The following is a 14,864-nucleotide window of genomic DNA, read 5'->3' as shown; positions in this document are numbered from 1 at the left end:
GTTGACCGACCCGCGAACCGGCTTTAGCTTACGGGCCCCCTCCACGGGCCAGCCCGGCTTGCACGCGGGGCTGGCCGGTGGACAGCGGGTCTCGACACTCCGACCGGATCACCTGCCGGGATGGAACGTGGACGTACTGTCAGGCCATGCAGGCAGACGTCTCCTCCGTCGTAGCCCGGGTGCCGATGCTGATCGTCCGGTGGAAACCGGGCAAGATCCATGTCAGTCAGAATGGCATCAAGACCTGGTGCGGTTCCCTCGTGCCGGATACCGCCACCCGCACCGTCCCCACCGTGGACTGGCACCTGCACACCAACTGCTACAACTGCGCCTACCGGCTGTGGCCCCAGCATGCCCCCACCGGCTACCTGCGCCCCGCCGACGGCAAGGACTTCCCCATACCGAAGGCATGTCCTCACGGGCTGCGTGCCCGTGGCTGTGTGCGCTGCACTCCGCGCGCGGCCCAGAACTGGCCCTGCCCGAACGGATGCACCGACCCGGTCGATCACGACCCGCTCCACCGGTACACCAAGTGCACCGTCTTTCCGCCCCGCCAACCCACCGAGCCGGACGGACGCTGCATCGGCCGGTGTGAGTCCACTGAGAAAGTCGTGCATCGCGCCAACCCAGGTATGCACTTCGACCTCGCCGACAGCGCCGCCATGACCTGCTACCACTGCGGCGAAGCCGTCTGCGTCGAATGCCAGACCAACCCCGTCGACTCCGTCCTGATGTTCTGCGACACCTGCCCCTGACCCCTGCCGGACATCACACCCAGGCATCTGACCGGTCCGACCGGTAGTGCCAAGCCAACCTATGCCGCGGAGCGGTGGCAGCAGCCACACCGGGTGCTCAGAGCCTCGACGGGCTGCGGGTCGTGGTCGCTGGCGACGAGCGGCGACCCGACAAGCCCTGGCGGGGACTTGTCGGAGCCGCTGCTCGTCGACCGGGGTTGCGATCCGGGGTTTTCTACCCGGCGACGTTGTTCGGTTGGCGTTGCAGGTGATCTATCAGGAGTTGCAGGTCTGCCGGTGTCAACTCGGTCCGCAGCGAATCGGCAATCTTGTCAGGGGTGCCGCCCAAGCGTCGGATGGCTGACGCGGCAGCAGACCGGCGAGGGGCGCTCCGCTTGCTCTCTTCGTTGGTGTTGGTGCCCGGGGTAGTTGCGCTGGAGTCGCCTGTCTGGTTAACCGCGGTTAACTCAGGCTCCAGGGGCTGTCGGCGCTGCTGAAGCTCCTGGAACTGCTCTTCGGCTGGCACCTGATGTAGATCACGAACATCTCGCAGCGGCACCTCGCCAGCTCGCAGCAGCGACTGGACCTCCGGTGCGAGCTTGAGCAGGTTCAGCCGCTGCGTCACCCAAGGCGGAGTACGGGACAGCCGGGCAGCTGCCGCCTTTGCTGTGCCGCACTCCTGTACGAGCAGCTGCACAGCACGAGCCTCCTCGATCGGGTCGAGGTTCTCGCGATCTAAATTCTCGGCCGCAGTGGCACTGACCCAAGCTTCGCGGCTGTCGGCGAGGTTGTTCTTGACGACGATTTCGAGCGTCGGCTGATCCACCAAGAGCGCTGCGGCGCGACGTCTGCCGCCAGTCACCTGTACCCAGACGGCACTGCCGATCGTTGTCTCATGCTCCGGGTAGATCCGCAGGAACGCATCCCGCGCCACCACGGCGCATGGCTGGAGTTGTCCGTGCGTCTTCAGCGACTCGGCGATGCTCTCGATCTTCGCGCGGTCGGCATCGAGGTCCCGCGTGTTGAGCGGGTTGGCTGCGACCTGTTGCACGCGGGCCGATCGGGGCGTCGATTCGGTGATCGCCGGCTTGCGCGCTTCAGGAAGAGCGGGCTCGCTCGCAAGGTCCGATAGGTTTACACGCTTGCCCGCCACGTCAGACCTCCTGGAGGTTCGGCGTACCGACCTGTGACGGAATGACCGCCCCGCCGCCGTAGCCCATCTCCAGAGCCAGCCGGAAGAAGTCCTCCCGTGCCTCCATCGCGACCCTGTTGCGGGGGTACTGCGTGACGACCATGCCTTCGGCCGATGCCCGCGAGTGCACCTTGTACCGCCGGACCACCGTGTTGCACATCGGCCAGCCCTTGAGCCTGATGAACTGTGCGGTCTGCTGAAGGTCGGGAAGCCCGTCCCGAGGGTCCCAGCTGTTCACCACGACCCGGTACGGGATTCCACGCGGGGTGAGGACGGACTCGATCGTCCGGGTGGTCGGGTCGTAGCAGAGCGGCTCGGGCACCATCGGCACCAGGACGTCGTCGCATTCGTCGAGCGCGGCTTGGAGGATGCGCTCGTCCTCAAGCGAGCCCGGGGTGTCGACGAAGATGTGCTCGTAGTGCAGGCCGCGTAGCTTGCGAAGATCGCGTGGGTCGTCGATCTGGGCAAAGTCGAAGGGCAAGCCGCCCTGCCGCTCCACCCGTCGCGACCACCACACCGAGGATGCCTGCGGGTCGGTGGAGGCGACCATCACCGGGCTCTCGGGATCACCGACGGCCTCCGCCGTCTTCTGCAGGATCGGCTCAGGGTTGACCAGGACGTCGTAGGTGACCGCCCCAAGGTTGACGGCGAGCGTGGTCTTACCGACGCCGCCCTTCTGGTTGGCGATGACATGCACCTGAGTCATGTGGACTCCGTTCCGTGTGCTTCCCGGGCCGATTTTGGCCGCAGTACTTCGGATGCCCGCCATGCTAAGGCCGGTCCTGCCCAGGTCAGAGCCTGCCCCGGCCGATCGCGCAGTTAACCGTGGTTAATCGTGCGATGGGTGGGCGAACGTCGACCCGGCCTCCATCTCAGGGCCTTCCCGGTGTGATCACCTGCTGCTTGCGGGGCTGTCCGCGCGAATGTGCACTGTGATCGCATGTAATCACATTGCCTAAGAGGTCTTAGAGGTCTTAGTGTGTTGTCATGGCAAGTGGTCCGCGCTACCAGGAGATCGCTGGCGACCTTCGTCGGCGGCTCGCCGACGGCGAATGGCCAGTCGGCACAGCACTGCCCGGAATCAGTGAGCTGCAGGAGGAGTACAACGTCCCAGGGTTGAACACCATCCGTCAGGCGCAGCGTGTATTGGTCGATGACGGGCTGCTCAAGCCGGTCCAGGGGCGAGGCACCTTCGTCACAGCCTTGCCCAGTCCGCCAGGAGATCCGGCCACGCTCAAGCAGGCGCTCGGTGACCTGCGTGCCGCACTGGCGCATACCCAGGTCGCGCTCGACCGCGTCATGAAGCACCTGACCTGACCCCGTCAACAAGCGCGAGGCGGCCCCGAAACCGACCAAAGCCCCGGGCCGCCCCGCCTTACTCCCCTTAAGGAGCACCATCATCATGACGGATTCCGTGGAATCTTCCGCAGTCCCGCCGCGGGCAGCCACCGCACCGATGCGCCCCAAGGAGGTGCGTCTGGGCAGTGTGGTGACGCACCCGGCCAACCCGCGCAAGGCGATGGGTGACCTGTCCGACCTGGAGGCGTCGATCCGGGAGGTGGGGGTGATTCAGCCGCCAGTGGTGCTGCCCGCTGAGCGGGTTGCCGCCGCCTGGCCGGCGCACGCGGAGGCCCTCGCTGGGGCGCGCTGGGTGGTCCTGGTGGGTGCTCGGCGGCGAACGGCGGCTGGCCTGGTCTACGGCGACGACCCGGAGGCGACGCTGGGTGTGCTGGTGCGCGAGGACGCTATCGCGGACGACCCGCTGGCGCAGCTGGACGTGATGACCGCCGAGAACGTGGCCCGAGCACCGTTGAGTCCGGTGGAGGAGGCGCGGGCGTTCGCCGAGCAGGAGGCAGCCGGTCGCCGGCAACGGGACATTGCGGCGAAGGTCGGCTGCTCGCAGTCGCACGTGTCCAAGCGTCTGAAGCTGCTCAGGCTCCCCGACGAGCTGCTGGCCGAATTGGAGCCCGGCCGCGCCCTGGTTGGCGACGACCAGGAGCCCGACGGCCAGGACGAGAAGCGGCCGGCCCTGCAGATTAGGGACGCCCTCGCCCTCGTCGACGCGGCCGGCGACGACCAGGGCCTGATGCTGGCTGCGCATCGGCTGCGTGATGACCGCCGGGACCACTGGACCGCCGTCCAACTGGTGGCCCAGGTGCGGCGGGAGCGGGAGCAGCAGGAGTCCATCGACGCGGCGCGCGAGCAGTTGGCTGCCGAGGGCACCCCGGTCATCAGCAGCGCGGCGCAGAAGTTCGGTGGCAGCTACTGGGAGCGCCGCTTGGATGGGGCGAAGGCGATCGCGGCGGCCCGCAAGGCCGGTGCGCTGGTCGCGGAGGTCAGCTCCTACGGGCAGGTGTCCTACTACTCCACGGCGGGCAAGCCGAAGACGGCGGACAACCGCAGCCCGGCCGAGCAGCAGCGGATCACCGACGAGCGGGAGCGCCGCAAGGCGATGACCGCCCGCGCCGAGGCCGCCGCGATCCTGGCCGCCCAGCCGCCGAAGCTGCCCCGCAGCGCGGGGGACATCATCGACGCCTGGTTGTGGGCCCCGGGCAACGAGTGTGCGCAGCTCGCCCACCGGTGGCTGCTGGCCGCCGGGGTCGGCCCGGACCCGGCGTTGCCGAACTACCGGTGGTGGGAGGAGGTTCGCCGCGCGGACTGGTCCACCCGGGTGCACGCCGCGCACGCTCTCGGGATCGCCCGCCGTGAGGTGCAGGCCCGTGCGACCTACCGGTCGTGGACGGACGCCGACGCGGCGTGGCTGGCCCGGCTGGTCGAGGACGCCGGCTACACCCTGAGCGAGTGGGAGCAGGCCCGGGTCGACGCCATCGACCCGCCCGAGCCCGACACCGCCCGGCCCGCCGCAGGCGAGAGTCCGGAGCGGGTGTCGCTGGTCTTCGACGCCGACGACGCATGCTGCTGGGTGCTGCACTACGGCCAGGCCGATGAGCCGGCCGCGTACGCCGAGCACCTCACCGACCCCGACGCCGTCGACGCCGCCCAGGCGTGGGCGGCCGAGCTGCTCGCCGACCGGCACCAGATCGAGGTGACCGGCTGGACCGACGGCCAGGCGTCCGGCGGCCGACCGGCGTATCTCGCCGTACACGACGCCGTGGCGGCGGCCGGGGTGGGGGAGTGGCGGTTGCTGCGCGATCCGACCGACGACGTGTGGCTGCTCCTGGCCGACGACAAGCCACAGGCCGACCACGACGGCCTGGGCGCCGACGAGGTCGACCATGCGTGCCGGTGGGCCACCGGTGTGCTGACCGACGCGGGTGTGACCTGCCACGGCTGGACCGCTCGCGCGGACGGCAACGCGGCCCTGGAGTACGTGGCCGACCTGACCGGGCAGTGCTGATGATCCTCGACGCGGCCGGCCCGGAGGAGATCCGGACGGCGTTCGCCGCCGCGATCGAGGCCGCCGGGGACCGGGTCGACGAGATCGGCGGCATCGCCGGTGTGCTCAGCGACGCCGCCGACCGGTACGAGGTGCTGGAGATGCAGGCGTCCACGGTGGAGCACCTGCGCGATGCGAGCCGGTCGTGCGGCACCGCCCAGGCGGCAGTGGCCATCGCCGCCGCTGAGCTGCGGGCCGCCCTGGCGGACTTCGACGCGCACGACGGAGCGGTCGCCGAGGCGGGCGCCCTGGCGAGCAAGGAGATCCTGATGGGTGACGGTTCGACCCCGACCGGCCTCGCCGGGCCGACCGACAGCGTGCCCGGCGGCGCGGCGGCCGAGGTGCAGGCCGCCGTCACGGACCGGCTGCGCGTCGCCGGCCGGATGGTGCTACGCGACGGCGAGCGGTTCGCCGGCAGCGGCTTCGTGGCGGGCTCGTCGGGGGAACTGGTCCTCGGCGCTGCCGTGGACACCCCCGCCGGCCGGCAGGTCCACCTCGCTGTGCCGATCTACCCGGAGGACAAGAGGGCGTGGCGTGGCGGTCACGCGCCGTCGCGGGAGAGCGTTGTTGACGAGGACGGCGAGGAGTGCGCGGTCGACACGGGGGCCGATGCCACCGTCGTCTTGGACGCCGCCGACGCGGCCCGCCTGCCGGAGGTGGTCGAGGATGTCATCGCCCGCGCGATGGAGGCGGACAGGCGGTTCCGGCAGATTGTCAGGGACTACGAGCGGCTGCACGCCGCGCGGATCCGGCTGGAGGGTGCCCGGCACCCTGGCCGGGGACGGGAGGCGATGGGCCTGGACGAGCGGGTACGGCAGGAGGCGCGGACCCAGCAGCGGCGTCGACGCGGTGTCGAACGGGCCGTCGAGCGCCTGAACCCGGCGGACCGGGCGGTCTACGACCAGCGGCAGCAGCGGATCGACGCCGCCGGCCGGGACGCCTGGAACCCCAGCACCGACGCCGAGGCGGCCAAGGTGTGCGGGCTGACCGTCGACGAGTACCACGAGATGCGCGACCTCGATCGGATTCCTTACCAGCAGCGGACCGCCGTCCAGTCGGCGCGGCTGGACCAGCTCAAGCACGGCGGCGGGACCGCGCTCGACCCGGAACTGCCGCCGCTGCTGGCCGAACAGGCCGCGCTCGTGTGCGGCCTGACCCTGGACGAGTACCGCGAGATGGAGGCCCTGGAACGGCGTCCGAAGCGCCTCCATACGCACGCTGAGCAGGACCGGCTCGACGAGCTGGACGCCGCACCGGGCGGTGCGACCGGCCCGACTCCACGGGCTACGTACAAGCTGCGCGGCGAGTACCTGTCCATGCTCCGGGCGCACCACGCGGCCAAGACGAAGCTGGCCGACGCCCGAGCGGCGCAGGCCGCGATGGACGCCACCGCCCGCCCCCTCGACGAGGCCACCGCCGCCGAACTGGCCAGGGTCACCGCCGAACTGGAGGCGGTCAGCGCCCGCCACGACGAGATGGCCGGCTGGACGAGCGCCTCGGCGGAGATCCCCGCCCGCAACGGCGGCGCCCTGGTGGTCGAGGCCCTTCAAGAGGAAGACGGCGGCGTGAGCTACCGCGTTGACCGCCGGCCGGCCGACGCCGACGAGGACTGGACCGTCGGATCGGCCGCCGATCCGTTCACGACCACGGCGGGCGGGCTACGCAAGGTCGCCAAGTTGGCCCGTGACCTGGCCGGCGCGAGCCAGCCGGGCTGAGCGGCATTCACCTCGGGGATACAGCGACGGCAGGGCGATCGTAATGAGGATCGCCCTGCCGTCGTGTCGTCAGCAGCTTTGGTGCCAGGCGGTACCCAGAGAGGACCCCATCTGCTCGGTCTGCTGCTCGTGGCGGCATCGGCGCAGGGCCCCCTCCCCGGCGTACGCGAGGGTGCGGCGCAGCGCGTGCAGGTTCCCGCCCTTGCTGAGCTGCTGGGCGGTGCGCTGCCGGCAGGTTTCGTCAGGGAGGTAACGGGCGGTTCTGTGGAATCTGATCTGTCAAGCTCTTCCATGCCTCGGCGAACCAGATTTGGGCGCTTTTTCTACGATAATTTGCAACGAGAACGGGTCAGGATCGTCTCCGATCCTGACCCGTGGCATTAGCTGCCGCTTGTCTTCCTGCCGGCGCGGCGTGCGACAGCCTTGGAGACGTAGTCTCCGAAGATCCGCCCAAATGCCGCCGCAGCGAATGTTCTGACAAGCTCCCAGATGTGATCCTCCATGGAGACTCACCACCCTCTGCTACCTCCCTCACGGGAGGGCAAGGGTCACCGCAAGCCGCGGAGCCGCCAGTAGGGCAGGCGGGGAGTCTTTGTTCCCTACCGAAAGCTATTGTCGGGCATCGTGGCAAGCTGCTCAACGCTGGCAAATCAGTCGGAGCCTGATCGCCTTGCCTCCTGGTCGGCACGCAGACGACGTAGCAGCTCGGCAAGGTCCGGGGCCATGGGTGTTCGACCGGCGAGCGCGGCGTCAGACATCCACAGGTCGGGGAACTGACGTGCATAGTCGCTGGCTCGCGCCACAACGTGGCCCTTGCCCGCAGCGGTGAGGAAGTAGTGCAACGGGGCCTCGGGCTCCGGCAGGAAGCTGGCCTTCCTCAGTTCGAGGTACGACCACCTGCCCGCCGTGGTCAACTGCCTGCCGAGCCCGGGCGGAACATCGCTTTCGGGCAAGCCGACGAGCTCCACCTCAGCGACGGCGAGCAAGATTCTCCACAGCTTTCCTGGGAGCAAGTCCGGCGGCCGAAGTGATCTTCGGTCCCGCAACCCGATGGTCAAGTGCACTAGCTTTCGCCCGTCTCGGGTCAGCCGAACGGCCGCCAGCCCGTTTGCCGAGCGCCGCCGACCGTCCTGCTGCGGTCCGGAAGCACTCGTGTCGCTATTGCTGTCGCCGCCTGCAGGGGTGCTTGTATGCCGGAGTTCGACAAGGCCGAACCACTCCAACCCGCGCAGCACGTCAAGGAGCCGCATGCTCGGGATGAACCCCTGCTCCTCCAAGACGATCCAGCGCCAGCCAGCAGGTGGTCCAGGTGTTCCGCGCCTCTCCTGCGGGGCGAGGCGCAGCTGTTTCTCCCGTTCGTGACGGACCAGATCACGCGCCTGAGACTCCTGGCGGCGATCGAGCAGTTCGATCTTTCTCAGTAGTTCTTGCGCATTCGGCGCTAGGATTTCCCATGCCGCAAGCGCCCGCGGTTTGTCCGATTCTCGGTCAACCTGCCTTTTCCTTGCAGCGGTCACCGCGCAAGTTTGACGAACTGCTCGCGGCCGAACAATCCAACCTGTAGACCGGACTATCCGCCGGTGAAGCCAGTGATTGGGCTAGATGTCGCACCATGGCTGGCGAGTAGGTGGCCCGGTGGCCATGCATCCGCAGGTCGCGGTCACCGGGGTGGAGAGCGACGAAGACCCGGACAGCGATCACTGGCAGCCCTACACCGCCAGCTACACCCCCGGCCCAGGCACGGGAACTGGCAGCGAAACTGCGTGCGTTCGCTCGCGCATACGAGAGCTGACGCACCGGGGGCGGATCGCCGGCCGCCGCGACCTGCGCCAGCCAGCCCAACTCGGGTCTACGCGCGGGTCACCGGACGCCATCGCTGTCGTCGATGATCTGGTTGAACAGTGCGATCGCTCCGCCGACCGCCGCACCCCCGGCGAGCAGGGCGCCCGCCCAGTCACCGCCGGATGCGATGGTCAGCCCGGCAGTCGCGATGCCCACCAGCAGGCTCAGCGCCAGGACGAGGCTCGCCCGCACGCTGAGCAGGTACGGACGACCGACGGTCCGCGACTCCTTCGCCACGTTGACTCCAATTGGGATTGGGCCTTGACTCCACAGCACCGTACACTATGTTCTGAAGTCGTATTCGACTCCGTTTCGGAGTTGAGGGGAAGGGGGCGAGTGTGGCGCTAAATAGAGCCCTGTCGGTCGGGGAGTACTTCCCGATCAATCTGCGCAAGATCCGCGAGGAGAAGGGTCTGTCCCAGGCTGAGCTGGCGCAGCGGATGAAGGATCTCGGCCACTCGTGTACCCAGGCGACGATCTGGAAGCTTGAACAGGGCCACCGCGAGCCCAAGCTCACCGAGGTTGCGGCCATCGGCGCCGCGCTCGACCTGCGGAGCTGGACGGAGTTGGCTATCGAGCCCGCCACGTTCAACGTTGCGACGGCGCTGGACCAGTGGCGGCGTCGAGCGTACGAGTTGGCCGAACAGACCCGGGCCGCCGCCGCCGCGCAGATGGACGGCTTGGTGCAACTCGCATTCGCCGTCAAGGAAGCCGAGGACGCCGGTTTGTCGGTCGAGTGGGCGAAAGGCCGCGCCGGTGGATGGCTGGAGTTGACACCCGAGGTGACGGTGCTGCGTGAGGTTCTGGCCGCCCGGGCCGCCGAAGGGTTGGAGGACGAAGAGAGCGACCGTCAGCGAGTCCAGGAGGATCGTCTCGTGGAGCGGATCGTAGGTGCCCTCGAAAGCTCGGGGTTGCTGCTGGTGGTCAAGCCTGAGGACATCAAGATCATAGAACCGGATTCCCCCCGCGACGCAGCTGCCGGGTGATCCAGGGGTGCTCTCTGATTCCCGAGAATCGCCCCATGCAGTCGATGCCTCCATAACTGATCTTATCGAGGCATGGATCGGCCTAGGTCTGGCCATGCCTGACCAAGAACGTCTTTCTTGATTTGCTACCTAGAACTGCTACCTTGGTACCTATGCCTGACACGAATCCGCCACGTTTGATCCCGACCGGCACCTGCTGGTGCGGCTGCGGCAAACAGACCAGCATTGGATCCTTCTTCGCCCGGGGACACGACAAGATCGCCGAGGCAGCGTTGACCGCTGCAGAGTTCCACGGTTCTGTCCCGCAGCTGCTCCATCATCACGGTTACGGGCCCCACCGCTCGGTCATCGCCCAGGCGGTCATGGACGGTCCTTGGGAGAAGTGCCCGGACTGCTGGTACTGCGGAAGTCCGGAAAGCGTGCGCAGCCATCGCCGCAAATACCACGACCAGACAGGGGCAGACGACGCGTAGCCGCCACAGGCGAGAGATCTCAAATACCAACCTCTAGGAGAAGGGTGTGGGCACGAACAGCAGCACCACAGAACCCACGACGGTGGACATAGCAGCTGTCCTGCAGCTCGTTGACCGCGCGGTGCGCGCGGCGGTCCCGCGTACCGGCGGGAGCAGGACGAGCGAGAGCACCGCGACCCGGGGATGGATGAGGCGCTCCCGCTCGTCACCGACACCTTCGGCGACGACGGGGTCCGGTACGCCCGCTGGCACCAGGCGTGCCTGCGAGCCGAGCAACGCGAGCGAGGGGTGAGGCGGTGACTGCCCTGTCCGGGGAGCTGCTGCCCGCCACCCGGCCGGCCGCCACCGTCACCACCACGGCGGCGGGAGCCGGCGGTGACGGCCTAGAGGCGCTGCTGCGGGAGTGGCTGATCGGCTACGCGTCGGCGCACACCCGGGAGGCCTACCAGCGGGACCTGCGGCACTGGTTGGCCTTCCTGGCCGCCTCCGACGTCGATCCGCTCGCCGAGGTCCGCCGGGTACACACCCACGCTTGGCTGCGCGCCCAGGAGGCCGCCGGTGCCGCGTCGGCGGCGACCCGGGCTCGTCGTCTCGCCGCCGTGTCTGCGTTCTACTCGTGGTTGATCGCCGAGGACCGCACCGACCGGGCCAACCCCGCCGCCATCGACCCCAAGCAGAAGCCAAAGACCTACCCGGCCCGACCCCGCACCGCCGGCCTGTCCCGCGTACAGGCCGAGGCGCTGCTCGCCGCAGCCGACGCCGACACCGGCCCCCAGGCCGCCCGCACCGCCGCGATCGTCGCCCTGCTCCTCTATACCGGGCTGCGCGTGGGAGAACTCGTCGGTGCCGACGCCGAGCAACTCGGCCACGACCGCAACCACCGCGTCCTGCGCTTCACCGCCAAGGGCGGCGGTGAGCACCTAGTCGCGTTGCCCGCCCCGGTCACCCGCCGCCTGGACGCCTACCTTGCCGCCCGGCCCGACCTCACCGAGGCCCAGGTGCCGGTGCCGGCCAGGCAGGCCGGGACACGGCCGCGCCGGCCCCTGGTCGCGACAGCTAGCGGCGCCCGCGTCGACCGGGGCGCGGTGTGGCGGCTGCTGCGCCGCCTGGCCGCAACCGCCGGGATCCCGGTAAAGATGAGCCCACATGTGCTGCGCCATACCTGCGCCACTCTCGCCCGCGACGCCGGTGCCCGGCTGGAAGACGTCCAGGAGCAACTTGGACATGCCGACGCCCGGACCACCCGCCGCTACGACCACGGCGGGCAGCGTCTCGACCGGGCACCGGCCTACACCCTCGCCGCGTACCTCACCATCAGTGACGGGCATTCCATGGAATCAGAACGGGGGGAGGCGACATGATGGAACCGGCCGGTGCGGTTGTCATGAGTCTTTCTGTGACCCTAGGCCCAGCTGGGTCACGAGCCAGTTCCAGGCCCCGTTGACGCTCGGTGGCAGATGTCACCGGTTACCCGTTTTGGCCGCGACCGCAACCGCAACCGCATCTAGCTGCGGAAACGTCTACGCGGGAAGTGCCCGCCAGGTCATGCCGGAGAGAGAACGGCACGAGGGGAGTAGCGGGGCAGTAGAGTACCCCCGACGTGATGTTCCAGCCCGCTCTCGGGGACGGACTCCGGTTCGCACCCATTAGGGCGCCCGGGTGCGAACCGAGACCCCCGGGAGATGGAGGGCACGTCATGGTCCACCGTTCGTCCCGGGTGCGCCGGCAAGTTTGCCGGTGCACTCCGAAGCCCGGTCGCTCCACCTACTGGTGGCAGTGGAAGAAGGTCACCAACACGGTGCTCCTCCTCGTGGAGGTCGCGGCCAAGGCGGTGACCATCTACCGGGCCTGGAAAGGGATGTAGCCCCGCTACGCGGGGCTACATGACCGGTTGAAGGCGCTCCGCTCGAAGGTTCCGTGGCCAGAGGGCGGGGCGTTCTTCATGTTGCGTGTTACTTTCGCGACGTGTCGCAGCCCCCGCAGTGTGTCATAAACCGGCTTTTGGCAGTAGCTAACTGAGTCATCTCACACCAGTCTCACCCCGTCGCGCTGCTGGCCAGCACTCGCGACGTGCAACTACTCCGGTTGTGGCTGTCGGCTCCGAACCCGGTGCCGGCGACGGCGCGGTCGAGACGGCGGTGCAGGACCTCACCGCCCCGTGGCCGGGCAACTCCGGCCGCGCGCACATGGTCGTGCTCGACGTGCCGGTGAACCTGCGCGCCATCGACCCGATCGGCGCCAACCAGGTCTGGGCGACGCTCACGCAGTAGCAGGCCGGGCGGGGAGGCTCAGCCGGTTGACCTGCAGTTTCGCGAGCAGGTGCCGAACATGCGACAGCTACGGCCGGACAGGTGCAGCGCGTCGGTGCCGAGGCATGCGTCGCCGGCTGAGCAGTCGATCCCGCAGTCGTCGTGTTCGACCTGCTCACCGGTGCACGTGTGCTCAACCAGCGCGGCACCGTCGGAGCGGGTCAGGCACCGTGGACAGCCGTGGCGGGTACGGATCTCGGGCCGCCGTGAACAGGGGTCTACGTCGTCCTGGCCGTGGAAGATGGCCAGCCCGCCCGGGCATCCGGGACCGTGGCACTCGAACGCGCCATCCGTGTGCACGAGCAGCGGTCCCGGACAGGCCGGGTCGGTGGGTAGCCGCGACATCGCCGTAGCGACCAGCTGCACCGTCGACAGCTCCGCGTCGGTCACCGAATCGGGAACGAGCACCGAGCCGGTGCGACCGTTGCGGTCCCGCGCTCGCTGCCGGGACTTGTCCGGGCGCCGACGACCACCCCGACCACGCGACACTGGCATGGGTCGAACCTACCGCCCCCTGGTGGCCGTAGAGCCGCAGCGACACCACCGGCACTCAGCCCGCAGGCTGGCCGGCGTGCCCGTCGTCGACTTGGACGCCGTAGCTGTCAACTGTGCTGACCTGCGCCGGGTTGGTCGCCGACATGGTTGCTTGCGGCATAGAGCTGCCGTAGCGCGTACTGCAGGGCCGACAGCGCCATCTCGGCCCTCTCCAGTTCGGAGTGGTGCAGACCGCCGTTGAATGAGGCGTGTTCGATCGCATCTTCCAGTTGCTCTTGCGCCATCTGCCCGCGCTGCACCACGGCCGTCAGGTCGTTGCGGAAAGTACGGCTGAACTCGGTGGCCGCACGGAGCTTGGCCTGTACGTCCTCACGCCACTCGGTGCTGGTGTAGTCCGTGTACGGGTCGTTCTCCCATGACGTGGCCTGCGAGGGCATGATCGACTCTTCTAGGCTGCGAAGGTGCTGCGTACGACCGTGCAGTAGGCACGTGTTCCGTTTTGGACCGGCTGGGTCGTCGGTATCCTGCCGCGGGCAGGTGCAGCCGAACGCCTGTTGCACGCTGCGCTGTACCAACTGATCGACCATGGCAGCAGATGGCGGACTGTCCATCTCGGCGATCATGCTGCGCGCCGCCGTACATGCGCGGTCGGCGATCAGGTCCGGAAAGGAGGCATCTGAGGTCATGCCCGCGAACTTAGACAACGCGTGACGTCGTGCATACCCTCTATCTTGTTGAAAGTAGATCTTCGTCAGTGTTCGCGCGGGAGGCGGGCGGAGTCGGTGAGCTGTTCCAGCTTCTGCAGGGCTTCCTGTCTTTCCTTTCGTGCCTGGGTGGCAGCCTTGGCTGTCGCTTCCTGGCTTCGCCGCTCGCCCTGCGCGCGTATCTGTCGCGCCCGGGCGGCAGCTCCGACGGCGATCTGGCGTGCGGCCTGACGGGCACTCGCCGAGGCGGCTTGACGGGCAGATGCCTCCTGCTCATGCCAGATTGCCTCGCGCGCTTGGGCATGCTCCTTTTGGCGACGCGCGGCGGCTCCCATCGCTCTGCGCATCTCGGTCCAGCCGCCCGGCATGATGTCGTCACCGTCCTCGCGTTCGGACCAGCGCCACTCCCTCAGCCGTCGCCGGACCCGGTAGAGGAGTTGCTTGCATGGCAGGCGATCGTTCCAGCCGGCATCTGGGTGCGGTGCACCGTTGGGTAGCTGATTGAGGGCATACATCACATCTCGGATGCACCAGCCGGCGTCGAAGTACGGCCGAATTACCTCGTAGAGGTCGTTCGGATCCAGGGGCCCCTCCTGCCCGTTGCGGAGGCCGATCACAAGCAGTTGGAGCACCCTCGCAGCAGCAGTTCCCTGTTCCCTGCCAGATGGCACCCGTCGAGGATCAAACTCGTAGCTTTCGTCCTCGGCGCTGGTCAGGCAGCGCTTGCACTGCCAGACTCTGCCCTGCGGCGTGGTGACAGCCTGCCGAGGCGTGTACGCGTGGCAGACCAGGCAGGGAGCGTCCGGGGGTGGCGTACTCATAAGCCCGTCGTCAGCGGCGTAACGTGGTTGCATATCGTCACCTCACCAACACGCTGTCACTCCGGCGGCCTGCTACCCCCAGCAGAGTAGGTCAAGCATTAACTAGGGCCTGCACCCATCGGCGGGGCCCGCGCCCCCCCCCACAGGGGGGGGGGGGGGGCGGGGGGGGGTGGGGGCAAGGCACCTCCCCCCGGCC

At 68.6% G+C, this 14,864-nt stretch carries 16 protein-coding genes and 1 pseudogene; 9 read left to right on the top strand and 8 right to left on the bottom strand.

What is annotated here, in order from left to right:
* Nucleotides 1-146: 146 nt before the first annotated feature.
* The gene (locus ACOJTC_RS17340) at nucleotides 147-755 is read left to right on the top strand and encodes a hypothetical protein (RefSeq protein WP_420117663.1); all 609 of its coding nucleotides are present in this window, start codon (nucleotides 147-149) and stop codon (nucleotides 753-755) included.
* Nucleotides 756-969: 214 nt separating this feature from the next.
* On the opposite strand, the gene ACOJTC_RS17335 is transcribed toward ACOJTC_RS17340, so the two are convergent.
* Both ACOJTC_RS17335 and ACOJTC_RS17330 read right to left on the bottom strand, forming a co-directional pair.
* Nucleotides 970-1,887 (bottom strand): ParB/RepB/Spo0J family partition protein, encoded by a 918-nt coding sequence (locus tag ACOJTC_RS17335; protein WP_420117662.1) that lies wholly within the window; start codon nucleotides 1,885-1,887, stop codon nucleotides 970-972.
* A 1-nt stretch (nucleotide 1,888) separates the two neighbouring features.
* Nucleotides 1,889-2,632, bottom strand: a complete 744-nt coding sequence (locus tag ACOJTC_RS17330; protein ID WP_420117661.1) for a ParA family protein — start codon at nucleotides 2,630-2,632, stop codon at nucleotides 1,889-1,891.
* Between the two features lie 281 nt (nucleotides 2,633-2,913).
* On the opposite strand from ACOJTC_RS17330, the gene ACOJTC_RS17325 reads away from it, so the two are divergent.
* The 3 genes from ACOJTC_RS17325 to ACOJTC_RS17315 all read left to right on the top strand — a co-directional run bounded on the left by ACOJTC_RS17325 (nucleotide 2,914) and on the right by ACOJTC_RS17315 (nucleotide 7,038).
* Complete coding sequence (locus tag ACOJTC_RS17325; protein WP_398694365.1) at nucleotides 2,914-3,243, top strand: GntR family transcriptional regulator; 330 nt, start codon at nucleotides 2,914-2,916, stop codon at nucleotides 3,241-3,243.
* A gap of 154 nt (nucleotides 3,244-3,397) precedes the next feature.
* A complete protein-coding gene (locus ACOJTC_RS17320) occupies nucleotides 3,398-5,284 on the top strand; it encodes a ParB/RepB/Spo0J family partition protein (RefSeq protein ID WP_420117660.1) in 1,887 nt (628 codons plus the stop codon).
* Nucleotides 5,284-7,038: a hypothetical protein gene (locus tag ACOJTC_RS17315; RefSeq protein WP_420117659.1), complete on the top strand. Its 1,755-nt coding sequence runs from the start codon at nucleotides 5,284-5,286 to the stop codon at nucleotides 7,036-7,038. The genes ACOJTC_RS17320 and ACOJTC_RS17315 overlap by 1 nt, the downstream gene beginning before the upstream one ends.
* Nucleotides 7,039-7,146: 108 nt before the next feature.
* Here the strand turns inward: ACOJTC_RS17315 and ACOJTC_RS17310 are convergent.
* From ACOJTC_RS17310 to ACOJTC_RS17300, 3 genes and pseudogenes are all read right to left on the bottom strand, one after another.
* Nucleotides 7,147-7,296: pseudogene (locus ACOJTC_RS17310) on the bottom strand (Tn3 family transposase); the annotation flags it as partial.
* Nucleotides 7,297-7,688: 392 nt separating this feature from the next.
* Nucleotides 7,689-8,555: a hypothetical protein gene (locus ACOJTC_RS17305; RefSeq protein ID WP_420117658.1), complete on the bottom strand. Its 867-nt coding sequence runs from the start codon at nucleotides 8,553-8,555 to the stop codon at nucleotides 7,689-7,691.
* Nucleotides 8,556-8,898: 343 nt separating this feature from the next.
* The gene (locus ACOJTC_RS17300) at nucleotides 8,899-9,117 is read right to left on the bottom strand and encodes a hypothetical protein (protein WP_420117657.1); all 219 of its coding nucleotides are present in this window, start codon (nucleotides 9,115-9,117) and stop codon (nucleotides 8,899-8,901) included.
* Nucleotides 9,118-9,218: 101 nt separating this feature from the next.
* Here ACOJTC_RS17300 and ACOJTC_RS17295 point away from each other — a divergent pair, with 101 nt between their 5' ends.
* The 5 genes from ACOJTC_RS17295 to ACOJTC_RS17275 all read left to right on the top strand — a co-directional run bounded on the left by ACOJTC_RS17295 (nucleotide 9,219) and on the right by ACOJTC_RS17275 (nucleotide 12,609).
* On the top strand, nucleotides 9,219-9,866 hold the full coding sequence (locus ACOJTC_RS17295; RefSeq protein ID WP_420117656.1) for a helix-turn-helix domain-containing protein: 648 nt from the start codon (nucleotides 9,219-9,221) through the stop codon (nucleotides 9,864-9,866).
* A gap of 152 nt (nucleotides 9,867-10,018) precedes the next feature.
* Nucleotides 10,019-10,339: a hypothetical protein gene (locus tag ACOJTC_RS17290; protein ID WP_420117655.1), complete on the top strand. Its 321-nt coding sequence runs from the start codon at nucleotides 10,019-10,021 to the stop codon at nucleotides 10,337-10,339.
* 296 nt (nucleotides 10,340-10,635) lie between these two features.
* On the top strand, nucleotides 10,636-11,700 hold the full coding sequence (locus ACOJTC_RS17285; protein WP_420117654.1) for a tyrosine-type recombinase/integrase: 1,065 nt from the start codon (nucleotides 10,636-10,638) through the stop codon (nucleotides 11,698-11,700).
* Nucleotides 11,701-12,035: 335 nt separating this feature from the next.
* On the top strand, nucleotides 12,036-12,203 hold the full coding sequence (locus ACOJTC_RS17280) for a hypothetical protein (protein ID WP_420117653.1): 168 nt from the start codon (nucleotides 12,036-12,038) through the stop codon (nucleotides 12,201-12,203).
* Nucleotides 12,204-12,426: 223 nt separating this feature from the next.
* Complete coding sequence (locus tag ACOJTC_RS17275) at nucleotides 12,427-12,609, top strand: hypothetical protein (protein ID WP_420117652.1); 183 nt, start codon at nucleotides 12,427-12,429, stop codon at nucleotides 12,607-12,609.
* Nucleotides 12,610-12,627: 18 nt separating this feature from the next.
* Here ACOJTC_RS17275 and ACOJTC_RS17270 read toward each other — a convergent pair whose 3' ends face one another.
* From ACOJTC_RS17270 to ACOJTC_RS17260, 3 genes are all read right to left on the bottom strand, one after another.
* A complete protein-coding gene (locus ACOJTC_RS17270; RefSeq protein WP_420117651.1) occupies nucleotides 12,628-13,056 on the bottom strand; it encodes a hypothetical protein in 429 nt (142 codons plus the stop codon).
* A gap of 194 nt (nucleotides 13,057-13,250) precedes the next feature.
* Nucleotides 13,251-13,829: a hypothetical protein gene (locus ACOJTC_RS17265; protein WP_420117650.1), complete on the bottom strand. Its 579-nt coding sequence runs from the start codon at nucleotides 13,827-13,829 to the stop codon at nucleotides 13,251-13,253.
* A gap of 65 nt (nucleotides 13,830-13,894) precedes the next feature.
* Entirely contained in the window at nucleotides 13,895-14,479 is a 585-nt protein-coding gene (locus tag ACOJTC_RS17260; RefSeq protein ID WP_420117649.1) for a hypothetical protein, read from the bottom strand.
* Between the last annotated feature and the right edge of the window lie 385 nt (nucleotides 14,480-14,864).

This window comes from Micromonospora sp. (genome assembly GCF_048594385.1).
Lineage (GTDB): Bacteria > Actinomycetota > Actinomycetes > Mycobacteriales > Micromonosporaceae > Micromonospora > Micromonospora wenchangensis.
Note: the sequence above shows the minus strand (reverse complement) of the source record. Positions and strands in the feature narration are given on the sequence as shown.